Source organism: Streptomyces harbinensis, from assembly GCF_900116145.1.
GTDB lineage: Bacteria > Actinomycetota > Actinomycetes > Streptomycetales > Streptomycetaceae > Streptomyces > Streptomyces carpaticus.
Genome location: NZ_FPAB01000009.1, coordinates 113,989 through 136,207, shown reverse-complemented (window position 1 = coordinate 136,207; position 22,219 = coordinate 113,989). Strand labels below are relative to the sequence as shown.

Below are 22,219 nucleotides of genomic sequence, written 5' to 3'. Positions count from 1 at the left end.
CCGTGCCCCGCCCGCCGGGCGCGGCGGCCCTCAGACGGCCTCCGGCAGCCGCTCCGGCGGACCCGGGCGCGCGTAGTACCAGCCCTGCGCCGAATCACAGCCCAGTTCCCGCAGCTGCCGCGCCTGGGCCTGCGTCTCCACGCCCTCCACGGTCACCGACAGCTGAAGGGTGTGCGCCAGCGAGACGATCGACTCCACGATCTTCAGATCCACCGGATCGGCCGGCTGCTGCTGCAGACCCTGGGTGAAGGAACGGTCCAGCTTCAGCGTGCTGGCCGGCAGATACCGCAGATTGGCCAGGTTGGAGTAGCCGGTGCCGAAGTCGTCCAGCGCGATGCCCACCCCCAGCTCCGCCAGCTGCCGCAGCGGTTTCAGCTCCTGGTCGTCCGCCGAGACCATCGCCGACTCCGTCACCTCCAGACACAGCGAACTCGGCGGCAGCCCGGCCTCCTCCAGCACCGCCACCGTGTCCTCCACCAGCTCCGGATGGTGCAGCTGACGCGGCGACAGATTCACGTTCACCCGCAGCGGCCGGGGCCCGCCGATACCCCGCACCTGCCACTCGCACGCCTGCCGCACCGCCTCCTGGAGCACCCAGCGCCCCAGCGGCACGATCAGCCCGGTGTGCTCCGCCAGCGGAATGAACCGGTCGGGACCCAGCACCCCGTGCCGCGGATGACTCCAGCGCACCAGCGCCTCCGCACCCTCCAGCGACCCGTCGCTCATCGTGATCAGCGGCTGGTACTCGATGAAGAACTCACTGCCCTTGAGCGCCGCCGGCAGATGGTGCGTCAGATGGTGTCGGCTGATCGCTCGCGCGTCCCGGTCCGGGTCGGCCAGCGCGTACCGGTTGCCGCCCTGCGCCTTCGCCCGGTACATGGTGATGTCCGCGCTGCGCAGCACCTCGGAGGACGACAGCTCACCCGCGGCCCCCTCCACCACCCCGATACTGGCCCGCACCAGCAGCTCCCGCCCGGCCACCTCCACCGGCACCGACAGCGCCGCCAGCGCTTGCTCGGCCACCTCGGTGACCGCCGCCGGCGAGCGCGGATCGGTCACCAGCGCCACGAACTCGTCCCCGCCGATCCGCGCCAGCAGCCGCCCCGGGCCGCTGATCCGGCTCTGCAACCGCTCGGCCACCGCGATCAGCAGCTGATCGCCCACCGCGTGCCCCAGGCTGTCGTTCACCGCCTTGAACCCGTCCAGATCCAGGTAGCACAGCCCGATCCGGCCCACCGGCGAACCCGGCGCCAGCGCCTGCTCCAGCCGCTCGAAGAACAGCGCCCGATTGGGCAGATCCGTCAGCGCGTCATGGGTGGCCTGATACCGCAGCCGCAACTGGAACAGCCGGCGCTCGGTCACGTCCTCCAGCATCGCCAGCATGTACTGCGGCTCCCCCTCCGCGTCCCGCAGCAGCGACACCGTCAGATTGGTCCACAGCACCGTGCCGTCCGAGCGGTGGTACGGCTTCTCCGCCTGGTACTGCTCGCGCTCGCCGCGCATCAGCTCACCCTGCATCCGCCACACCTCGGGGGCGTCCTCCGGATGCCCCAGCTCCAGCACGTTACGGCTGCGCACCTGGTACTCCGAGCCGCCGAACATCCGCACCAGCGCACTGTTGACATCGAGGATGTTGCCCTCCATGTCGGCGATGCCGATCCCCAGGCCCGCCTCCGCGAACACCGCCCGGAACCGGGCCTCGCTCTCGTGCAGCGCCGCACCGATCTCCCGCTGCGCGGTGACCGCCGCCCGCGACAGCGACTCCTGCTCGTGCCGGGTACGCGCCTGCAGCGCCCGGGAGAACCCGGCCGCCATCGCGTGCTGGAGCCGGGTGCAGCGGATCCGCGCCTCGTCCGCCGGCAGCCCCGCCGCGTCCACGCAGTACAGCAGCAGATACGCGTCCAGCACGCCCAGCACCCGCGGCAGCGCGTCCGGATCGGTGCAGTGCGCGGCGACCAGCGCCTCGCCCACCCCACGGCCGGAGGAGGGGTCGAAGGGCCGGGCGCGCAGCGCGGTGGCCAGGGTGTCCGCCAGGCCCAGCAGCAACTCCTCGAACTCGGGGCGGGTGAGCGAGGTGGCGGTGGCCGGATAGACGGCCCGGCACCAGATGCGGGCGAATCTGCGCAGCCCGTCGGCGGGCACCTCGGAGCGTTCGGGGGTGGCGGGCGTACCGGCCTGCGGGGTGCTCACGCGGCGCGCCCCACCCCGACGAGGCCCGTGTAGACCACCGGATCGTCCTCGTCCACCGGCTCCTCGGGCCGCCAGTCGGGCGGCGCCACCAGACCGGGCTCCAGCAGGTCGAACCCGTCGAAGAACGGCAGTATCTCCGCGCGCGAGCGCAGCACCAGGGTGGCGCCGCCGCGCCGGTAGACCTCGGAGATCCGGCTGCCCTGGGCGGCGGTGCGCGGGCCCGTGTCGATGGAGGCGTGGCTGATCACGAGCAGGCTGCCCGGGGCCAGCACCTCGCGCAGCCGGGCCAGGGCCGCGGCCGGCTCGTCGCTGTCGTCGACGAAGTGCAGCAGGGCCACCAGCAGGACGGCGACCGGCCGGCCGAAGTCGATCAGCCGGCGCACCGGCTCGCTGCCCAGGATGGCCGCCGGGTCGCGGAAGTCGGCGGCGACCACCCCCGTACCCTCCTGGCTCTCCAGCACGGCGCGGCCGTGGGCGACGGCGATCGGGTCGTTGTCGACGTAGACGACCCGCGCGTCGCCGCCGCCCTCCCGGGCGATCTCGTGCACGGCGCCGAAGGTGGGTATCCCGGAGCCGATGTCGAGGAACTGGGTCACTCCGGCGGCGCGGGCGTGGCGTACGGCGCGGCGCATGAAGGCGCGATTGGTCTGCATGATTTTGGGGAGTCCTGGAAACGCCTCGATCGCCGCCCGGGCGGCGATCCGGTCCGCCTCGAAGTTGTGCGAACCACCGAGATAGAAGTCATACATGCGGGAAACACTCGGCACGGACAGATCGATGCCCTGCGGCGCCCAGGCGGGTCGTTCCATCGACGTCTCCAATGTCTCCTGCATATGCCGGAATTGGCCTCGGGGTGACGAGGGTACTGACCCGGTGGCAGCGGAGGGAAGAAAACGGAACGGTGACTTCCTCATTCTGGGTGGTTAGTGGAGCATCTGTCCGGTTTCCAGGAGGGCGCCGGTGCGGGAGAACACACCGGCGCCCTGCGGAATGCCTCAGAGGGTGACGCCGTTGGCGCGCAGATAGGCCACCGGATCGATATCGGTGCCGAAGCCCTGACCGGTACGGATCTCGAAGTGCAGATGCGGGCCGGTGGAATTGCCGGTGGACCCGGCCCGGCCCACCTGCTGCCCGCCGCTGACCGGCTGCCCGGCGGAGACCGAGATCTGCGACAGATGCGCGTACTGGCTGTATTTGCCGTCGGTGTGCTCGACGATCACTTCATAACCGAAGGACCCCGCCCAGCCGGCCGAAACCACCGTGCCCGCGGACACCGATTTCACCGAAGTACCGGTGGACACGGGGAAGTCGACGCCGGTGTGGTAGCCGCGCGACCACAGACTGCCGGTGGTGCGGTAGGCCGTACCGGTCGAGGCGTCCACCGGCGCGGAGTAGCCGGCCGCCTCGGGGGCCGGCTCCGGCTCCGGATCGGGGGCCGGTGCGGGCGCGGGCTCCGGTGCGGGCTCGGGGTCGGCGGACTGCGCGGGCGGGGTCTCCCTGGCCCGTTCGGGCGCGTCGGTCGCGCCGCCGCCGGCCAGGGTGAGCCGCTGGCCCGGGAAGATCAGATCGGGGTTGCCGCCGATCACCTCGCGGTTGAGGTCGTACAGCGACTGCCAGCCGCCGGTCACCTCGTGGGTGCGGGCGATCGCGGAGAGCGTGTCGCCGCGCACCACCTCGTACGGATCGGCCGCCTCGGTACGGGTGAGCCCGGCCGCCTGGGTGCGGACCTCACCGGCCGGGGCGGCCTCGGGCCCGGCCTCGGCCGCGGTCCGTTCCCCGGCGCGCTCGGCGGCGCCCCCGTCCGGGGAGAGCGCCGGCTCGACGCCGTCCCGGGTCAGCCCCGCACGGCCGGAGCAGGTGGGCCAGGCGTCCGGCCCCTGGGCGTCCAGGACCTCCTCGGCCACGGCTATCTGCTGGTCCTTGGTGGCCTGGTCGGCCCGCGGCGCGTAGGCGGTTCCGCCGAACGCCTCCCAGGTGCTCTGCTTGAACTGCAGACCGCCGAAGTAGCCGTTGCCCGTGTCGACGTCCCACCGGCCGCTGCTCTCGCACTCGGCGACCTTGTCCCAGGTCTCCACCGACGCGGCCTCGGCGCCCGCCACGCTGATCAGCGGCAGCGCGAGCCCCGCGCCGCTCGCTGTGACCGTCAGCGATGCGCGGGAGACCGTGCTGGGCTTGTAGCGGCGATGACGTCCATGACTGGCCATGGGCGGATCCCTCCTTGGCCTGCTGATCGAAAAACGCGCCGTCAGATCACTTTCTGATCAAGGCGGTTGTAGCGGCTCAACCATAGAGGGCCGCTCTCCGACATCACAAGGGGAGTCTGTTGCCCCGCCCTCGGGCCCACAAAACCGGTTGCCGCCGCACAGGGCACTGACGCCACAATGAAATCCGATCATCACCAGGGGGATTGAGGAAATCATGGGATACACCGAAGTGCCCGGGGCACGGGTACCGATCCGGATGTGGGCGGACCCCGCGACCGTCGAGGACGGCGCCATGCGCCAGCTGCGGAACGTGACGACGCTTCCGTGGGTCGAGGGCCTGGCCGTCATGCCCGATGTGCACTACGGAAAAGGTGCCACGGTCGGCTCGGTGATCGCCATGCGCGGCGCGGTCTGCCCGGCCGCCGTCGGGGTGGACATCGGCTGCGGCATGACCGCCGTGCGGACCTCCCTGACCGCCTCGGACCTGCCCGGTGACCTGTCCCGGCTGCGCTCGCGCATCGAGGAGACCATCCCGGTCGGCTTCCGGACGCACAAGGACCCGGTGGACCCGGCCCGCGTCTACGGCCTGAAGGGCGCCGGCTGGGACGGCTTCTGGTCCGGTTTCGGGGGCATCGCGGAGCAGGTGCGCTTCCGGCGTGAGCGGGCCGGCCTCCAGATGGGAACCCTGGGTGGCGGCAATCATTTCATCGAAGTATGCGTGGACACCGAGGACGCGGTCTGGCTGATGCTGCACTCGGGGTCCCGCAATATCGGTAAGGAACTGGCCGAGTTCCACATCGGAGTGGCCCAGAATCTGCCGCACAATCAGGGCTTGGTCGATCGCGACCTGGCCGTCTTCATCGCGGACACCCCGCAGATGGCCGCCTACCGGCACGACCTGTTCTGGGCGCAGGAATACGCCCGGCGCAATCGGGAGGTGATGATGGGGCTGCTGCGCAATGTGATCATCAAGGAGTTCGGGAAGGCCAGGCCCACTTTCGGCGAGGTCATCTCCTGCCACCACAACTATGTCGCCGAGGAGCGGTACGAGGGGGTGGACCTGCTGGTCACCCGCAAGGGAGCGATCCGGGCCGGCAGCGGCGAGTACGGGATCATCCCCGGATCGATGGGCACCGGCTCGTACATCGTCAAGGGCCTGGGCAACACCGACTCCTTCCGCTCCGCCTCGCACGGCGCGGGCCGGCGGATGAGCCGCAATCAGGCGAAGAAGCGGTTCACCACCCGGGACCTGGCCGAGCAGACCCGGGGCGTGGAGTGCCGCAAGGACGCCGGGGTGGTGGACGAGATCCCCGGCGCCTACAAGCCGATCGAGCAGGTCATCGACGCCCAGCGGGATCTCGTCGAGGTGGTGGCGCGGCTGCGGCAGGTGGTGTGCGTCAAGGGCTGACGCCCCGCACCCGCCGCCGGTGCTTCCGCCGGGGCGGTCTCAGCCGTCCCGGCGGGCCAGATCCGCCGGACGCGGAGCGGGGGGCTCCGTACCGGCGTGACCCCCCGGTGCGGCCCCGGACGCCGGGGCCGCACCGGGCGTGGGCGAGGGCGCCGGCCGCCACAGCGTCAGCGGGGTGCGGATCGCCCGTGCCGCCGCGGCGCGCGGCGGGCGCAGCACCAGCAGGATGACGCCGAGGAAGAAGGCGACCACTAGGCCGTCCATCCAGTAGTGGTGGCCGGTGGCCACCACCGCGGTGACGGTGATGACCGGATGGGCCAGCCACAGCCAGCGCCACCGGCCGCGGGTGGCCACGATCAGCCCCACCGCGATCACGATCGACCAGCCCACGTGCAGCGAGGGCATCGCGGCGAACTGGTTGGCCAGCGAGTCGGGGTCGGGCTTGCTCGCGTACACCGAGGGGCCGAACACCGCGCTGGTGTCCACCAGACCGGTGACCTTGTACAGCCGCGGCGGTGCCAGCGGCACCAGCAGATGCAGCACGAGGCCGGCGCCGGTGAGCCACACCAGGACCCAGCGGATCCACACGTAGAAGCCGGGACGGCGGAAGTACATCCAGGCGATGAAGGCGACGGTGGCCGGGAAGTGGACCGTGGCGTAGTAGATGTTGATGGCCCGGATCACCGGCTCGAAGTGCATCATCACCTCCTGCACCCATGCCTCGCTGGGCATCCGCACGGCCCGCTCGAAGTCCCAGATCAGCTCCGCGTTGCGGTATGCCTCGCCGAACTGACCGTTGGCCGCGCGTCTGCCGAGCTTGTACCCCGCGTAGAGCACGGTCAGGAGCAGCAGCTCCCGGATCAGCGGCGGGCGCGGGGCGGGCTCGGTCGGCTCTCGCTTCCACGCGCCGGCCGCGCGCTTGAGCACCTGGGTACTGCTTCGCATGGGGCGGTCCCGACGGGAGATGTGACGAAAGGGGGGTCGCTCGGATGGGTCCGGACGGGCAGTCTAGGCGTTCCGTACCGGCCGTTCGGGTGGCCGGGGCGGGCAGCGGGCCCCGACTTTGTCCGCAAACAGGAAAAAGACCGGCCGATTTTCGCCGGACTTCTTCCCGTGCGGCGGGCACGCTGTTACGTTCCCCACCGAAGCCCGGCGGCCGGCCGCCGCCCGGGATACCGGATGCCGGCGTTGGCGGGAGGGTGTGTGAGGCGTATATCGGCCCGGCCCGCGAACGCCCACCAGGCGCGGCTGCTGCGGCTGCTGCGCGACGGCGGCCCCGCCTCCCGGGCGCAGCTGGGGGAGCGGGTGGAACTCTCCCGTTCCCGGCTCGCGGTGGAGCTCGACCGGCTGCTGGCCACCGGCCTGGTGGCAGCCGACGGGCTCGCCGCCTCCCGGGGCGGCCGTCCCTCACACAATGTGCGGCTGACCCCACAATTGCGGTTCCTCGGTGTGGACCTCGGCGCCACCTCGGTCGATGTCGCGGTCACCGGGCCCGAACTGGAGATCCTGGAGCACCGCACCCGGCCGGTCGACGTGCGCGACGGGCCGGTGGCCGTCCTGGAGCAGATCCTGGCGATGGCCGCCGAACTGCGCGCCGCCACCGGCTGCGCGGCCTTCGACGGCGCGGGGATCGGCCTGCCGGGCCCGGTGCGCTTTCCCGAGGGCACCCCGGTGGCCCCGCCGATCATGCCGGGCTGGGACGGCTTCCCGGTCCGTGAGGCGCTGGGCCAGGAACTCGGCTGCCCGGTGATGGTCGACAACGATGTGAACCTGATGGCCCTGGGGGAGCGGCACGCCGGAGTGGCCCACGCGGTCGGGGATTTCATCTGCGTCAAGATCGGCACCGGCATCGGCTGCGGCATCGTGGTGGACGGCCGGGTGCACCGCGGCGCCACCGGCAGCGCCGGCGACATCGGCCACATCCAGGTCGAGCAGGACGGGCGGCCCTGCCCGTGCGGCAACCGGGGCTGTCTGGAGGCGTACTTCGGCGGCGCCGCGCTCGCCCGGGACGCCGAGAGCGCCGCCCGGGGCGGCCGTTCCCCGGAGCTGGCCGCCGCGCTGGAGCGGCGCGGGCACCTGGACGCCGCGGATGTGGCCGCGGCGGCGAGCGCGGGGGACACCGCCGCCATCGAACTCATCCGGCTCGGCGGGCTGCGCACCGGCGATGTGATCGCGGCCCTGGTGAGTTTCTTCAATCCGGCCCTGGTCGTCATCGGCGGCGGGGTGACCGGGCTCGGCCACACCCTGCTGGCCGCCATCCGTACCCAGGTCTACCGGCAGTCCCTGCCGCTGGCCACCGGCAACCTTCCCATCGTGCTGGGTGAACTGGGCGCGGTCGCCGGGGTCATCGGCGCCGCCCGGCTCATCAGCGACCACCTCTTCAGCTACCCGCCCGCCCCCCACTGACCCCCGACCCCCCCACCGATCCACCGGTGATCCACCGGCCGACCGCACCGGCGTACCGGAGCCGCCGTACGCCTTCCCTGTCGAGTAGGAGTTACCACCATGCCCCGTGACTTCACCCTGTTCACCGGCCAGTGGGCCGATCTCCCGCTGGAGGAGGTCTGTTCGCTGGCCCGCGACTTCGGCTACGACGGTCTGGAACTCGCCTGCTGGGGCGACCACTTCGAGGTGGACCGGGCGCTGAAGGAGCCCGGGTACATCGAGGGCCGGCACGCCCTGCTGGCCAAGTACGGCCTCAAGTGCTGGGCGATATCGAACCACCTGGTGGGCCAGGCCGTCTCGGACGCCATCATCGACGAGCGCCACCAGAACATCCTGCCCGCCCGGATCTGGGGCGACGGCGAGCCCGAGGGCGTCCGGCAGCGCGCCGCCGCCGAGATCGCGGACACCGCGCGGGCCGCCGCCGCCTTCGGGGTGCGGACGGTCATCGGCTTCACCGGCTCGCCCATCTGGCACCTGGTGGCGATGTTCCCGCCGGTGCCGCCGGGCATGATCGAGCGCGGCTACGCGGAGTTCGCCGAGCGCTGGAACCCGATCCTGGACGTCTTCGACGCCGAGGGGGTGCGCTTCGCCCACGAGGTGCACCCGGGCGAGATCGCCTACGACTACTGGACCACCAAGCAGACGCTGGAGGCGATCGGCAACCGGCCCGCCTTCGGCCTCAATTTCGACCCGAGCCACTTCGTGTGGCAGGACCTGGACCCGGCGGGGTTCCTGTACGACTTCCGGGACCGCATCTACCACGTGGACTGCAAGGAGGCCCGCACGCGGCTGGACGGCCGTACCGGGCGGCTGGGTTCGCACCTGCCGTGGGGTGATCCGCGGCGCGGCTGGGACTTCGTCTCGGCCGGGCACGGTGACGTCGCGTGGGAGGACGTGTTCCGGATGCTGGGCGCCATCGGTTACGAGGGGCCCATCTCGGTGGAGTGGGAGGACGCGGGGATGGACCGGCTGGCCGGTGCGCCCGAGGCGCTGGCCAGGCTGCGGGCGTACGACTACCCGCCGCCGGCCGCCTCCTTCGACGCGGCGTTCGGCAGCGGCGACTGAGCAGGGCCCGCGGCGGCCGTTTTTCCGGCTGCTTCTTGCCCGTCCCGAGGGGTGCGCCTAGCGTTTGAGTCGTTTCATCCGCTCCGCGCACCCCTTGGTGAGGCAACCTCATGGACCACACTGGCGACGACAGGCTCGACTTTCTCCCCTGGTTCTTCGAGGCGGAGGCGACCGGGGAACAGCGCGCGGCCCAGCGCGAGCGACAGCGGCGGCTGACCGCCGCCGGCACCGCCGAGATCGGCGAACGCTGCTTCGTCTCGGAGCGCGCCGCCGTCCACCCCGACCGGCTGCGGCTCGGCGACGGCTCCTACATCGCCGCCCACGCCTACGTCACCGGCACCGTCACCACCGGCGCCGACTGCACCATCAACCCCTTCACCACCGTGCGCGGCACCGTGACCCTCGGCGAGGCGGTGCGCATCGGCGCCCACACCTCGCTGCTCGGCTTCAACCACTCCACCGCCCCCGACCGGCCCATCCACCGCCAGCCCACCAGCAGCCGGGGCATCACCATCGGCGACGACGTGTGGATCGGCTCCCAGGTGGTGATCCTGGACGGGGTCACCATCGGCGACCACTGCGTCATCGGCGCCGGGGCGGTGGTCACCCGGGACGTACCGGACTGGGCCATGGTGGGCGGCAACCCGGCCCGCTTCATCCGCGACCGGCGCGCACCGCGCGGCGAGAGCAAGGGCAGCACCGCCGTCCCCGCCGGGGACGGCCCGGCCACCGGCGGCACGGGGCCGGACGGTGGCCTCGCCCAGCGGCTCGCCCGCTTCGCCGACACCGCCCGCGCCGAGGCCCCCGCCCTTCTGGACCGCGCCTGGGACGGCACCGCCTACCGCGACCGGCCGGACGCCGCGCCGACCGTACGCGCCCACTGCGACGCCGTCGAGATCGCCGCCCTGCTGCTGGGCACCGCGCCCGCCCAGCTCCCCGCCGACACCCACATCGCCCGGCTGCGCGCGCTCCAGGACCCGGCCACCGGGCTGGTGCCCGAAACCGGCCGGGAGCTGCCCGCACCGGGCGCCGACGGCTTCGTCGACGACGGCGCGGCGCTGTACCACATCCTGTCGGTCGGGTACGCGCTCGACCTGCTCGGCTCCTCCTTCGCCCACCCGGTGCACGCCGTCGCCGGTCTCTCCGCCGGGCAACTCCTGGACCGGCTGGCCGCCCAGCCCTGGCACGAGCGCGCCTGGCACGCCGGCAGCTGGGTGGACGCGGTGGCCACCGCCGCGCACTGGAACCTCGGGCTGGGCGGCCAGCCGGCCGGCCCCGGCGCGCTGGAGGCACTGTTCGGCTGGCTGCTCACCCGCACCGATCCGTGGACCGGCATGTGGGGCGACGCCCGGGCACGGGAGGGGCGGCTCCAGCTCGTCAACGGCTACTACCGGCTGACCCGCGGCTCGTTCGCCCAGTTCGGCGTCCCCGTACCGCACCCGGAACGGGTCATCGACACCGTGCTCGACCACGCCCGCGACCCCCGGTACTTCGGCGCGGACCGCGAGAACGCCTGCAACGTCCTCGACGTGGCCCACCCGCTGTGGCTCGCCGGCCGCCTCAGCACCCACCGCGCCGAGGACATCCGCCGCTGGGCCACCGGCCAACTGGAGGCGGCTCTCGACCGGTGGCACCCCGGCCACGGCTTCGCCTTCGGACCCGCCCCGGACGGCACCGGCCCCGGCCGGGCCCCGGGCCTCCAGGGCACCGAGATGTGGCTGGCCATCATCTGGCTGCTCGCCGACCTCACCGGCCACTGCGACGCACTGGGCTACCGCCCCCGGGGCGTCCACCGCCCCGAACCCGCCCGGGACGGCCTGGGCACCGCCGCACCGGCCCGCTGACCGGCCCCTGCGGCGGCCGGTCCCGCAAGGGCCGGCCGCCCGCGCCGCACGGGTCACTCGGCCCGCCGCAGCAGCACCCCCACCTGGCGCAGTTCGCCCTCCGCGGCGTGGCCCGCCTCCGCTATCGCCTCCAGGGCCTGCCCGGCCCGCTCCGGCGAGGAGTCGAGTACCCGCCCCGCCGCGTCCGCCTGCACCACCATGCCCGCCAGCCGGTGCCCGGTGATGTCGTACATCTCGCGGCAGATCTCCACCCGCGAGGTGACCTGCGCCGCCCGCCGGCAGGTGGCGTCGAGCCGGGCCTGGGAGGCGGCGCGCGCGTCCAGCTGCCGCCGGTAACGGCGGCGGAACCGGGCCCGGTTGCCCAGCGCCCAGCTCAGCGTGAAGGGCACCGACAGCCACACCGCCGCGCCGATCGCCATCCGCAGCGGATCGGGCTGGGACACCGCGCCGACCACGGCCGCCAGCAGCGCGGTCGCCAGCCCGCCCAGCAGAGCCAGCCGCGCGGCCCACGGGGCGCCCCGGCTGGCCGCCGTCGCTATCGCCGCGAACACCGCGAAGAGCGTGGTCAGCGGGCCGAAGCCCACCAGGATCTGCGCCACGCACACCACCAGCGCCAGCAGCAGCACCTTCTCCGGGCTGCGGCGGCGCAGCGCCACGGCCAGCGACATGATCACCCCCAGCACCAGTGCCGTCGCCGCCGCGACCACCCCCCGCAGCTCCGGATCCACCATGACGTGCCAGCCGCACAGCAGCAGCAGCAACGCGGCCCACCCGGTATCGGCGTTGATCGGAAAGCGGCGCTGCACAGCCCGGATGCGATCCATGGGGGCCACCCTACGGTCGCACCCGGTCGCCGCCGTCGGCCGGGAGATCGATTTTCCGGCCCCCGCGGCCACCACGGAGGGCAACGGGTTCGACACCCCGTTCGGGTTACAGTGGCCGGAGGCTCGCCGAGGAGGTCACCGTGTCCGACACATCCCCCACCCGCCGTTCCGGGCCCGGGGCCGGGAGCGGTTCTCTGGCCGGCCGGGTGCGGCCCGACTCCTTCGGCGCCGACCCCACCGGCGAACGCCTCGCCAGAATCCGGCGCTCCCCGCAGTTCCGCGACGGTGCCTTCCGCAACGAGGCCCCCGTCGGCGCCGCCACCCCCACCTCCCCGCTGCGCATGGCACGCGACTTCCTGCGCCGCGCCGACCGGCTGCGCCGCCGGCCCACCGCCGCGCCCCCGCTGGAGCGCCCCGCGTTCGCCCCCGCCCCCGGCGCGGCCGGCCCGGAGCCCGCCTCCGGGCTGCGGCTGACCTGGCTCGGGCACGCCACCGTCCTCGCCGAGATCGACGGCCACCGGGTGCTCTTCGATCCGGTGTGGGGCGAGCGCTGCTCGCCCGTCGGCTTCGCCGGCCCCCGGCGGCTGCACCCCGCGCCGCTGCCGCTCACCGAACTCGGCCGGCTGGACGCCGTGGTCATCTCCCACGACCACTACGACCACCTCGACATGCCCACCGTCAAGGCGCTGATCGCCACCGGGGCGCCCTTCGCCGTACCGCTGGGCGTGGGCGCCCATCTGGAGCACTGGGGCGTCCCCGCCGACCGCATCACCGAACTCGACTGGTGGGAGTCGACCACCGCCGGCGAGCTGACCCTCACCGCAACCCCGGGGCAGCACTTCTGCGGCCGGGGCATGCGCAACACCGGGCTCACCCTGTGGGCCTCCTGGGCGGTCACCGGCCCCCGGCACCGCGTCTTCCACAGCGGCGACACCGGCTACTTCCCCGGCTTCGCGCGCATCGGCGCCGAACTCGGGCCGTTCGACGCCACGATGATGCAGATCGGCGCCTACAGCAGCGAGTACTGGCCGGACATCCACATGACCCCCGAGGAAGGGGTACGGGCCCACCGGGACCTGGCCGGCCCGGACGGCGAGCCCGGCGTGCTGCTCCCCATCCACTGGGGCACCTTCAACCTCGCCCTGCACCCGTGGGACGAACCGGCCGAGCGCACCGTCGCCGCCTGCGAGCGGGACGGGGTACGGGTGGTGGTGCCCCGGCCGGGCGCCTCCTTCGAACCGGCCACCCCGCCCCCGTCCGACACCTGGTGGCGGACGATCGCCCGCCCCGCGCCGGTACCCGCGCCCGAGCCCCGGGCCACCCCGGCCCCCGGCACCCTCCCGGCGCCGAAGCCGACCGGGGCGGTCGGCGACTGACCCCGGCCGGGGATCTTGTGCCGGCCCCGACCGGCTCCTAGGGTTTCAGCGCGGCTGCCCGTCCAGCCGACCCCGCCGACCCGGAAGGTCCGCCGATGCCCCAGGCCACGGCCCCGCGCACCCCAACCAGCACCCGCACCCGCGCCGCCCGTATCCGCCTCCGCCCCGGCACCGAGCGGCGGGCCGCCCGATGAGCGCCACCGGTGAACTCGCCGGGCTCCGCGCCCTGGTCACCGGTGGCGGCTCCGGCATCGGCCTGGCCACCGCCCGGCTGCTCGCCGCACGCGGCGCCGCAGTCGCCGTACTCGACCTCGACCCGGCGTCCGCCGGCCCGCCGCTGCGCGGCCACCGCGCCGACCTCGCCGACGACGCCGCCGTGCGCGCCGCCGTCACCGCCGCCGGCACGGAACTCGGCGGCCTCGACATCCTCGTCAACAACGCCGGCATCGGCGCCGCCGGCACCGTCGAGGACAACAGCGACGAGGAATGGCACCGCGTCCTGGACATCAACGTGCTGGGCATCGTGCGCACCACCCGCGCCGCCCTGCCGCTGCTGCGCGCCTCCCGGCACGCCGCGATCGTCAACACCTGCTCGGTGGCCGCCACCGCCGGGCTGCCGCAGCGCGCCCTGTACTCGGCGAGCAAGGGCGCCGTCCAGTCGCTCACCCTGGCGATGGCCACCGACCACCTCGGCGAGGGCATCCGCGTCAACTGCGTCAACCCCGGCACCGCCGACACCCCGTGGGTCGGCCGGCTGCTCGACGCCGCCGACGACCCGGAGACCGAACGCGCCGCGCTGACCGCCCGTCAGCCGATGGGCCGCCTGGTCACCGCCGACGAGGTGGCCGCCGCCATCGTCTATCTCGCCTCGCCCGCCGCCGCCTCCGTCACCGGCACCGCGCTCGCCGTCGACGGCGGCATGGCCGGTCTGCGGCCCCGACCGCACGTCGACCCGCCCGCATGACGTGGCCGCGGCGGACCCTGGGCCGCAGCACCGTCACCCTGGGCGCGCTCTCCCTCGGCGGCGCGCCACTGGCCGGCCTCGGCGCCCCCGTCGACGCGGAGGCGGCCCGGCGGACCGTGGACGCCGCCTGGGACGCGGGCATCCGCGGCTTCGACACCGCCCCGCACTACGGCCTCGGCCTCTCCGAACAGCGGCTCGGCGCCGCACTGGCCGAGCGGCCCCGCGCCGACTGGACGCTCTCCACCAAGGTCGGCCGGCTGCTCGTCCCCACCGACGGCGGCCCGGCGGCGGGCCACGACGGCGCCCACGGCTTCCCCGGCGCGCCCGCCACCCACCGCCGCGTCTGGGACTTCAGCGCCGACGGCGTGCGCCGCTCGCTGGAATCCAGCCTGGAACGGCTCGGCCTGGATCGCGCCGATCTCGTCCTGCTCCACGACCCCGACGACCACGAGCGGCAGGCCCTCACCGAGGCGTATCCCGCGCTGGAGCGGCTGCGCGCCGAGGGCACGGTCGGCGCCATCGGCGTCGGCATGAACCAGTCCGCGATGCCCGCCCGCTTCGTCCGCGACACCGACATCGACGCCGTGCTGCTGGCCGGCCGCTACACGCTGCTGGACCAGGACGGACTGACCGAGCTGCTGCCGCTGGCCGCCGAGCGGGGCGTAGCGGTGGTCATCGGCGGCGTGTTCAACAGCGGGCTGCTCGCCGATCCGCGCCCCGGCGCCTCCTACGACTACCGCCCGGCGCCCGCACCACTGGTGCGCCGCGCGCTGCGGATCCAGGAGATCGCCGGCCGGCACGGCGTCCCGCTGCGCGCCGCCGCGCTGCGCTTCCCGCTGGGCCACCCCGCCGTCGCCAGTGTGCTGGTCGGGGCCCGCTCGGCGGCCGAGGTACGGGACGCGGTGGCCATGTTCCGGCATCCGATACCGGACGGCCTGTGGGAGGAGTTGCGGGCCGAGGGGCTGCTGCCGGCGCACGTACCGGTCCCGTCCCGGGGAGAGGCGGCCCCGGGGTGAGGGTCATCGACGCCCACCACCATGTGTGGGACCTCGCCGTCCGGCCGCAGGAGTGGCTGGACGCCCCGGAGCTGGCCCCGATCCGGCGCGGGTTCGCCCTCGCCGAGCTGCTGCCGCACGCCCGGGAGGCCGGGGTGGACGGCACCGTACTGGTGCAGACCGTCACCGTGCCGGAGGAGACCCCGGAACTGCTCGCGCTGGCGGCCGAACGCGAGGCCGGGGGACTGGTCGCCGGGGTCGTCGGCTGGACGGAGCTGCGGGACCCGGCGATCGCCGACACCCTCGCGGCGTTGCGCGCCCTGCCGGGCGGCGCACGGCTGTCCGGCATCCGCCATCAGGTGCAGGGCGAGGCGGACCCGCACTGGCTGCTGCGCGCCGACGTCCAGCGGGGGCTGGCGGCCGTCGCGGCGGCCGGGCTGGTGTACGACCTGGTGATCCTGCCGCACCAGTTGCCCGCCGCCACCCGGGCCGCCGCGCTGCGGCCCGAACTCACCTTCGTCCTGGACCATCTGGGCAAGCCGCCGATCGCGGCGGGGCAGCGGGAGCCGTGGGCGCGGGACCTGCGGAGGTTCGCGGCGCTGCCGAACACCACCGCCAAGCTCTCCGGGCTGGTCACCGAGGCCGACTGGCGGCACTGGACGGTGGCGGACCTGCGCCCGTACGCGGAGGTGGCGCTGGAGGCGTTCGGCCCCGGCCGGCTGATGGCCGGCTCGGACTGGCCGGTGTGCACACTGGCCGCCGGCTACCGCCGGGTGATGGAGACGGCGGCCACGCTGACCGGCGGGCTGAGCCGGGCGGAACGGGCCGCCGTCCTTGGGGGCACCGCCTCCCGCGTGTACGGCCTGTGACCACCGGCGGGCCCGCCGCCACCGGCCGCGAGGACGCCGCGCGTCCCGGCCGGCGCGTCCGGCCGGCGGGCCGGGCCCGCCCGGCCGGTCCCGGCCGGGGCTTCGGCCCCCGCGCGATGCCCCCCCGCGCCCCTTCGCCCGGCCGGCTCAGCGCAGCGGGTCGTGTCCCAGCGACATCAGCCGGTAGCGGCGCTCGCCCGCGGTGGCCCCGCCCGGGGCGGTGGTGGCGGCGCGCACCGTCGCCAGGACCTCCCGCATCAGCCGCGCGTCATCGGCCGTCACATCGATCCGCCGCTTCCGCAGAATGGCCAGGACCCGGCGGCCACGGTCCTGCGCCGGGTCGCTGCCCGCCGTACGCAGCCAGGCGGCCAGTTCGTGCGAGGTCATGTTCACCGCTCCGCGGAACTCCGCCCACAGCCGGTCCAGTTCACCCGTGTCGATACCGCTCATCCATCCTCCAGCACACCGTGGCATCCATGCCCCGCAAGCTGTCCCCGGATGACTCAGCGTGAAAACCCCCCGGACGGCGCACGAGGTCACCCGCGCGCCAGTGAGCGCACATCCTCGGCCAGCCGCTTGTCGAGCGCCACCCGCACCAACCCGGCCGTCAGCTGCGGCAGTTCACCCCGCCGCACCAGCCGGTCCAGTGCCTTCGGCGACCTCGGCAGCCCCACCCGCTCCGCACCGTCCAGCGCCTTGCCGTCGATGTACGGCGCGTACCGGGGCCACACGCCCTGCACCTCGCGCAGGAAGATCGCCGCCCCCAGCGGCCCGATGCCGGGGAACTCCCGCAGCCGGTCGGCCACCTCGCCCGGATCCGCGCCCTCGCGCAGCCGCCGCAGATCCCCGCCGTACCGGTCGAGCAGCAATTGGGCCCCGTCGCCGAGCTGGGTCGCGGTCCGCTCGTCGTAGCGCCGGTAGTGCCCCTCGCCCAGCGCGTCCACCCGCTGCTGCCAGGTGGCCTCCGCCATCCTGGCCGGAGTCCGCATCCCGGCGTCGAACAGCGCCCGGGCCGCCGCCACGGCGACATCCGCCTTGATCCGCGCCGACAGCAGATGCGCCAGCACCAGCACCTGGTACAGCGCCGCCGGGGTGTCCCGCAGCCGGATACCGGCCTGCTCCGCGTACGTCTGGCCGCAGCGCTCCACGACGGCGTGCGCCAGCGCTTCCCTCTTCGCACTCACCCGGAACCACTCCTCGGACGACGACGGCACCACGGGCTGCACGCGGCAGCGCCGCGCACCGCTCCCGGGTGCCCGCCGAGCGCCCGCCCATGCATGCCAGGGCCCCGTGACCCGCACCGGGTCACGGGGCCCGTACCGCTCAGCCCGCCGCGGGAAGCGTCACCGTCACGGTGTCCCCGTCGGCGGCCACCGGCTCGGCGTAGCCGGCCGGGCCGGCCAGCTGCACCTGCCAGGCGCCCAGGCCGGTGCCCGGCGCGGCCTCGGCGCGCACCGTCACGCTCTGCCCGTCCCGCCGGGTACGGAAGGTGACCGCGGTGGAGCCGTCCGGAGCCGGCAGCTCCGTCACCGTCTCCGTCCCGTCCACCGGGGCGTGGACCCGCAGGGTGACGCCCTCGGCCCAGGCGTACTCCACGCCCTGGGCGGCCTGCTCCGGGTCGCCCAGCGGGATCACCGAGCCCGGCCGGGCCAGCAGCGGCAGCGAGTCGAAGCCGAAGTGCTCCCGGCGCCAGCCCGGGCCCTGGACCGGCTCACCGCTCAGCAGATGCGTCCAGGTGCCGGCCGGCACGTAGTACTCCACCTCGCCGCCGGTCTCGAACACCGGCGCCACCAGCAGATCGCCGCCCAGCATGTACTGCCGGTCCAGGGTGTGGGTGCCCGGGTCCTCCGGGAACTCCAGCACCATCGCCCGCATCACCGGCGTACCGTGCCGCCGCGCCTGCCGGCCCGCCTCGAAGAGGTACGGCGCCAGCCGGTGCTTGAGCCGGGTGAAGTCGCGGGTGACGGTCACCGCCTCCTCGTCGTAGTCCCACGGGACCCGGTAGGAGTTGGAGCCGTGCAGCCGGCTGTGCGAGGACAGCAGCCCGAACTGCACCCACCGCTTGAAGACCTCCGGCGTCGGGGTGCCCTCGAAGCCGCCGATGTCGTGGCTCCAGAACCCGAACCCGGACAGGCCCAGCGACAGGCCGCCGCGCAGCGACTCCGCCATCGCGGTGAACGTCGACTCGCAGTCGCCGCCCCAGTGCACCGGGAACTGCTGCCCGCCGGCCGTGGCCGAGCGCGCGAACAGCACCGCCTCGCCCTCCCCGCGCGCCTCGGTCAGCACCTCGAAGACGGCCTCGTTGTACAGCTGCGTGTAGTAGTTGTGCATGCGCTGCGGGTCCGAGCCGTCGTGCCACACCACGTCGGTGGGGATGCGCTCGCCGAAGTCCGTCTTGAAGCAGTCCACGCCCTGCCCCAGCAGCGTGCGCAGCTTGTCCTGGTACCAGGCGCGCGCCGCCGGGCTGGTGAAGTCCACCAGCCCCATCCCGGCCTGCCACAGATCCCACTGCCACACGTCCCCGCCCGCCGTGCGCACCAGATGGCCCAGCCGCTTGGCCTCGGCGAACAGCGGTGACTTCTGCCCGATGTACGGGTTGATCCACACGCAGATCCGCAGCCCCCGGTCCTCCTTCAGCCGGCGCAGCATGCCCTCCGGGTCCGGGAAGACGTCCGGGTCCCAGGTGAAGTCGCACCACTGGTACTCCTTCATCCAGAAGCAGTCGAAGTGGAAGACGCTCAGCGGGATCTCGCGCTCCGCCATGCCGGAGACGAAGCGGTTGACCGTCTCCTCGTCGTAGTCGGTGGTGAAGGACGTCGACAGCCACAGCCCGAACGACCAGGCCGGCGGCAGCGCCGGGCGGCCGGTCAGCGCGGTGAACCGGTCCAGGATCTCCTTGGGCGTCGGACCGTACACCACCAGGTACTCGATCGACTGGTCCTCGACGCTGAACTGGATCTGCCCCACCGACTCGGAGGCGATCTCGTAGGAGACGTTGCCGGGGTGCCGCACGAAGACGCCGTAGCCCCGGTTGGTGAGGTAGAACGGGATGTTCTTGTACGCCTGTTCGCTGGCGGTGCCGCCGTCCGCCTGCCAGATGTCCACCGTCTGGCCGTTCTTGGTGAACGGCGTAAACCGCTCACCCAGCCCGTACACCAGCTCGCCGACCCCCAGCGACAGCTGGCCCAGCGAGAAGTGCCGCCCCTCCTGCTCCGCGAAGCCGGTACCGCGCTTGCCCGCCGTGGTCAGCACCCGGCCGTCGGCGACGAAGTCCAGCTGCCAGGGACCCTCGGTGTCCACCCGCAGGGCCAGCGGCCCGCTGGACAGCTCCAGCACCGAGCCGTCCCGCGCCACCTTCGCCGCGCTGCGCGCCTCGTCCGCGTGCAGCGCGAACTCGGGCCCGTGCTCGGCCTTGCCCGCGTGATGGGTGGAGCGCACCGCGATCACCCCCTCGGCGGGGGACGAGCACTCCACGGTCAGCAGCGCGCTGTTGAGCGTGTTCCCCCGGGTCCGCACCTGCCGGACGGGGGCGTAGAGGGTGAGCTTGCCGTCCGCGACCGTAGCGTCGGCGACCTCGGTGGCGTACGACAGCTTCACGCCCTCACGCGTCAGCCAGTAGCCATCGGTGAACTTCACTGCGTCTCCTGCTCCTTGGAATGCGAATTGCTGGTGCTCGTGGTGCTGGTGGTACTGGGGCTGTGCCGCCGCACCGCGCGGTGCGCGATCAGCCGGCGGTACGGTCCCGGTGCGCGGCGATCAGCTGCCGGTACCAGTGGTAGCTGTCCTTCGGCAGCCGCTCCAGCGTCTGGTAGTCGACCCGGACGATGCCGAAACGCTGCTCGTAGCCGTACGCCCACTCGAAGTTGTCCAGCAGGGACCAGACGTAGTAGCCGCGGACGTCCACCCCGGCCGCCACGGCGTCCGCCACCGCCGCCAGGTGCCCGGCCAGGTACTCCACCCGGTCGCTGTCGTGCACCTGGCCGTCCGCGGCGACCACGTCGGCCTCCGCCGAGCCGTTCTCCGTGATGATCAGCGGCGGCATCGCGGGGTAGCGCCGCCGCAGGTCCACCAGCAGATCGGTGAAGGTGTGCGGCACCACCGGCCAGCCCATGGTGGTGTGCCGTACGTCGTCGCGCCAGGTCTCCTCCACCCGGATGTCCACGGCCGTCCTGGTCGCCGGCTCCGGGTCGCGGAACGGGGCGTCGGTCACCGTGATCGGCCGGTAGTAGTTGATGCCGGTGAAGTCCAGCGGGGCGGCGATGAGATCGAGATCGCCCTCGCGGCGGTGCGCCGCGGCCTCCCGCGCCAGCTCCCCCCACGTCTCGTCCTCGTGCAGCGGGTAGCGGCCGGCGAACAGCGGGTCGAACCAGACCTCGTTGTGCAGCGTCTCCGCCCGGCGCACCGCCCCGGCGTCCGCCTCCGAGCCGGTGGCCGGCAGCAGCCGGTCCGGGTTGAGCGTGATACCGACCTCACCGGCACCGGCCGCGCGCAGCGCCTGCACGGCGAGCCCGTGGCCGACCAGCAGATGGTGGGCCGCCGCCAGCGCGCCGGCCCCCTCCCGCGCCCCGGGCGCGTGCCGGCCGATCGCGTACCCGACGAAGGCACTGCAGAACGGCTCGTTCAGGGTGATCCAGCGCGGCACCCGGTCCACCAGCCGCTCCGCCACCAGCGCCGTGTACTCGGCGAACCGCTCCGCCGTCGCGCGCACCCGCCAGCCGCCGGTGTCCTCCAGCGCCTGCGGCAGGTCCCAGTGGTACAGCGTGGCGGCCGGCGCGATGCCGGAGGCCAGCAGCTCGTCCACCAGCCGGTCGTAGAAGTCCAGGCCCTCGGCGTTGGCCGGGCCGCTGCCGGTGGGCTGGATCCGGGGCCAGGCGATGGAGAAGCGGTAGCTGTCCACCCCCAGCTCCTTCAACAGCGCCACATCCTCCGGGTAGCGGTGGTAGTGGTCGCAGGCGACGTCACCGGTGTCGCCGTTCGCGACCTTGCCGGGGGTACGGGAGTAGGTGTCCCAGATCGACGGGCCGCGCCCGCCGACGTCGTGGGCGCCCTCGATCTGGTAGCTGGCGGTCGCCGCGCCGAAGAAGAAGCCGGGCGGGAAGGCGGGGAAAGCGGGCGTGTCGGTCATGGGCGGAGCACATCCCTCACGGAGGAGCAACGGACAGGACGGAGAGAAGAGGCGGGCCGGTTCACTTGATCGATCCGCCGGAGATCCCGGCGGCGATGTACTTCTGCGCCACCACCAGCAGGATGGCGGCCGGGATCGCGGACAGCACGGCGGTGGCCATCACCGCGCCCCAGTCACTGACATGGGCGCCGATGAACTGATAGATGCCCAGCGTCACCGGCTTCACGTCGTCGGTGGTGTTCAGCGTCAGCGCGAAGATGAAGTCGGCCCAGGCGAAGAGGAAGGCGAACAGGCCCGAGGTGATCAGGGCGTTGCGGCTCATCGGCAGCACGATCCGCACGAAGGCCGTGAACCGGTTCGCACCGTCCACCATCGCCGCCTCGATCACCTCGGACGGGATGGACACCATGAACGCCCGCAGCAGCACGATCGCGAACGGCAGGCCCAGCGAGGCGTCCGCCAGGATCAGCCCGGCGTAGGAGTTCACCAGACCCAGCTCGGCGTACGCGCTGTACAGGGCGTTCGCCACCACGATGCCCGGCACCATCTGGGTGATCAGCGTGCCGAACACGATGCCCCGGCTGCCGCGCAGCCCGAACTGCGCCAGCCCGTAGGCGGCCGGCGCGGCCAGCGCCAGACACACCGCCACCGCGCCCAGCGACACCACCAGGCTGGTCAGCAGGGAACCGCCCTGGGTGTCGAAGGCGGCCCGGAAGTTCTCCAGGCTGGGCGAGGTCGGCAGCAACTGGGTGGCGGCGATGCTGGAGTGCGGCTGGAGCGCCGTGGAGATCATCCAGTACACCGGGAACAGCATCACGGCCAGGATCAGCAGCGCCACCAGGGTGGAGCGCCAACTCCGCTTCGCACCCGCTGTCTTCGTCGCGGCCTGCATCCGTACCGGCTTCGTCGC

18 protein-coding genes are annotated in these 22,219 nt (G+C 73.5%); 8 read left to right on the top strand and 10 right to left on the bottom strand.

The window, feature by feature from the left end:
- Positions 1 to 30 precede the first annotated feature (30 nt).
- The 3 genes from BM385_RS22365 to BM385_RS22355 all read right to left on the bottom strand — a co-directional run bounded on the left by BM385_RS22365 (position 31) and on the right by BM385_RS22355 (position 4,394).
- Complete coding sequence (locus BM385_RS22365; protein WP_093844189.1) at positions 31 to 2,190, bottom strand: putative bifunctional diguanylate cyclase/phosphodiesterase; 2,160 nt, start codon at positions 2,188 to 2,190, stop codon at positions 31 to 33.
- A complete protein-coding gene (locus tag BM385_RS22360; RefSeq protein ID WP_093844188.1) occupies positions 2,187 to 2,999 on the bottom strand; it encodes an SAM-dependent methyltransferase in 813 nt (270 codons plus the stop codon). The genes BM385_RS22365 and BM385_RS22360 overlap by 4 nt, the downstream gene beginning before the upstream one ends.
- Before the next feature lie 186 nt (positions 3,000 to 3,185).
- Complete coding sequence (locus BM385_RS22355; protein WP_019432665.1) at positions 3,186 to 4,394, bottom strand: transglycosylase family protein; 1,209 nt, start codon at positions 4,392 to 4,394, stop codon at positions 3,186 to 3,188.
- A gap of 214 nt (positions 4,395 to 4,608) precedes the next feature.
- Between BM385_RS22355 and BM385_RS22350 the strand changes: the two genes are divergently transcribed.
- Positions 4,609 to 5,802 carry an RtcB family protein gene (locus tag BM385_RS22350; protein WP_093844187.1) on the top strand — a complete coding sequence of 398 codons (1,194 nt, stop codon included), beginning with the start codon at positions 4,609 to 4,611 and terminating at the stop codon, positions 5,800 to 5,802.
- A gap of 39 nt (positions 5,803 to 5,841) precedes the next feature.
- Here BM385_RS22350 and BM385_RS22345 read toward each other — a convergent pair whose 3' ends face one another.
- A complete protein-coding gene (locus tag BM385_RS22345) occupies positions 5,842 to 6,747 on the bottom strand; it encodes a phosphatase PAP2 family protein (protein ID WP_093844186.1) in 906 nt (301 codons plus the stop codon).
- A gap of 267 nt (positions 6,748 to 7,014) precedes the next feature.
- On the opposite strand from BM385_RS22345, the gene BM385_RS22340 reads away from it, so the two are divergent.
- The 3 genes from BM385_RS22340 to BM385_RS22330 all read left to right on the top strand — a co-directional run bounded on the left by BM385_RS22340 (position 7,015) and on the right by BM385_RS22330 (position 11,156).
- Complete coding sequence (locus BM385_RS22340) at positions 7,015 to 8,208, top strand: ROK family transcriptional regulator (RefSeq protein ID WP_093844219.1); 1,194 nt, start codon at positions 7,015 to 7,017, stop codon at positions 8,206 to 8,208.
- A gap of 99 nt (positions 8,209 to 8,307) precedes the next feature.
- Positions 8,308 to 9,312, top strand: coding sequence for a sugar phosphate isomerase/epimerase family protein (locus BM385_RS22335; RefSeq protein ID WP_019432661.1), 1,005 nt, complete (start codon positions 8,308 to 8,310; stop codon positions 9,310 to 9,312).
- Positions 9,313 to 9,422: 110 nt separating this feature from the next.
- Positions 9,423 to 11,156, top strand: a complete 1,734-nt coding sequence (locus BM385_RS22330) for an acyltransferase (RefSeq protein WP_093844185.1) — start codon at positions 9,423 to 9,425, stop codon at positions 11,154 to 11,156.
- 53 nt (positions 11,157 to 11,209) lie between these two features.
- On the opposite strand, the gene BM385_RS22325 is transcribed toward BM385_RS22330, so the two are convergent.
- Positions 11,210 to 11,980 (bottom strand): DUF7134 domain-containing protein, encoded by a 771-nt coding sequence (locus BM385_RS22325; RefSeq protein ID WP_019432658.1) that lies wholly within the window; start codon positions 11,978 to 11,980, stop codon positions 11,210 to 11,212.
- Positions 11,981 to 12,120: 140 nt separating this feature from the next.
- On the opposite strand from BM385_RS22325, the gene BM385_RS22320 reads away from it, so the two are divergent.
- The 4 genes from BM385_RS22320 (at position 12,121) to BM385_RS22305 (ending at position 16,184) form a co-directional block, all read left to right on the top strand.
- The gene (locus tag BM385_RS22320; protein ID WP_175543083.1) at positions 12,121 to 13,356 is read left to right on the top strand and encodes an MBL fold metallo-hydrolase; all 1,236 of its coding nucleotides are present in this window, start codon (positions 12,121 to 12,123) and stop codon (positions 13,354 to 13,356) included.
- A 190-nt stretch (positions 13,357 to 13,546) separates the two neighbouring features.
- Positions 13,547 to 14,320 (top strand): SDR family NAD(P)-dependent oxidoreductase, encoded by a 774-nt coding sequence (locus tag BM385_RS22315; RefSeq protein WP_019432656.1) that lies wholly within the window; start codon positions 13,547 to 13,549, stop codon positions 14,318 to 14,320.
- A complete protein-coding gene (locus tag BM385_RS22310) occupies positions 14,317 to 15,336 on the top strand; it encodes an aldo/keto reductase (protein WP_093844184.1) in 1,020 nt (339 codons plus the stop codon). Before BM385_RS22315 ends, BM385_RS22310 begins: the two co-directional genes overlap by 4 nt.
- The gene (locus BM385_RS22305; protein ID WP_093844183.1) at positions 15,333 to 16,184 is read left to right on the top strand and encodes an amidohydrolase family protein; all 852 of its coding nucleotides are present in this window, start codon (positions 15,333 to 15,335) and stop codon (positions 16,182 to 16,184) included. The genes BM385_RS22310 and BM385_RS22305 overlap by 4 nt, the downstream gene beginning before the upstream one ends.
- Before the next feature lie 147 nt (positions 16,185 to 16,331).
- Here the strand turns inward: BM385_RS22305 and BM385_RS22300 are convergent, their stop codons facing one another.
- The 5 genes from BM385_RS22300 to BM385_RS22280 form a co-directional block, all read right to left on the bottom strand.
- On the bottom strand, positions 16,332 to 16,634 hold the full coding sequence (locus BM385_RS22300) for a DUF3140 domain-containing protein (protein WP_019432653.1): 303 nt from the start codon (positions 16,632 to 16,634) through the stop codon (positions 16,332 to 16,334).
- A gap of 86 nt (positions 16,635 to 16,720) precedes the next feature.
- On the bottom strand, positions 16,721 to 17,368 hold the full coding sequence (locus BM385_RS22295) for an HhH-GDP family DNA glycosylase (protein WP_026047223.1): 648 nt from the start codon (positions 17,366 to 17,368) through the stop codon (positions 16,721 to 16,723).
- A 139-nt stretch (positions 17,369 to 17,507) separates the two neighbouring features.
- Positions 17,508 to 19,820, bottom strand: coding sequence for an alpha-xylosidase (gene yicI / locus BM385_RS22290; protein ID WP_093844182.1), 2,313 nt, complete (start codon positions 19,818 to 19,820; stop codon positions 17,508 to 17,510).
- Between the two features lie 88 nt (positions 19,821 to 19,908).
- Complete coding sequence (locus BM385_RS22285; protein WP_093844181.1) at positions 19,909 to 21,309, bottom strand: GH1 family beta-glucosidase; 1,401 nt, start codon at positions 21,307 to 21,309, stop codon at positions 19,909 to 19,911.
- Positions 21,310 to 21,370: 61 nt separating this feature from the next.
- Positions 21,371 to 22,201, bottom strand: coding sequence for a carbohydrate ABC transporter permease (locus tag BM385_RS22280; protein WP_026047222.1), 831 nt, complete (start codon positions 22,199 to 22,201; stop codon positions 21,371 to 21,373).
- Positions 22,202 to 22,219 lie beyond the last annotated feature (18 nt).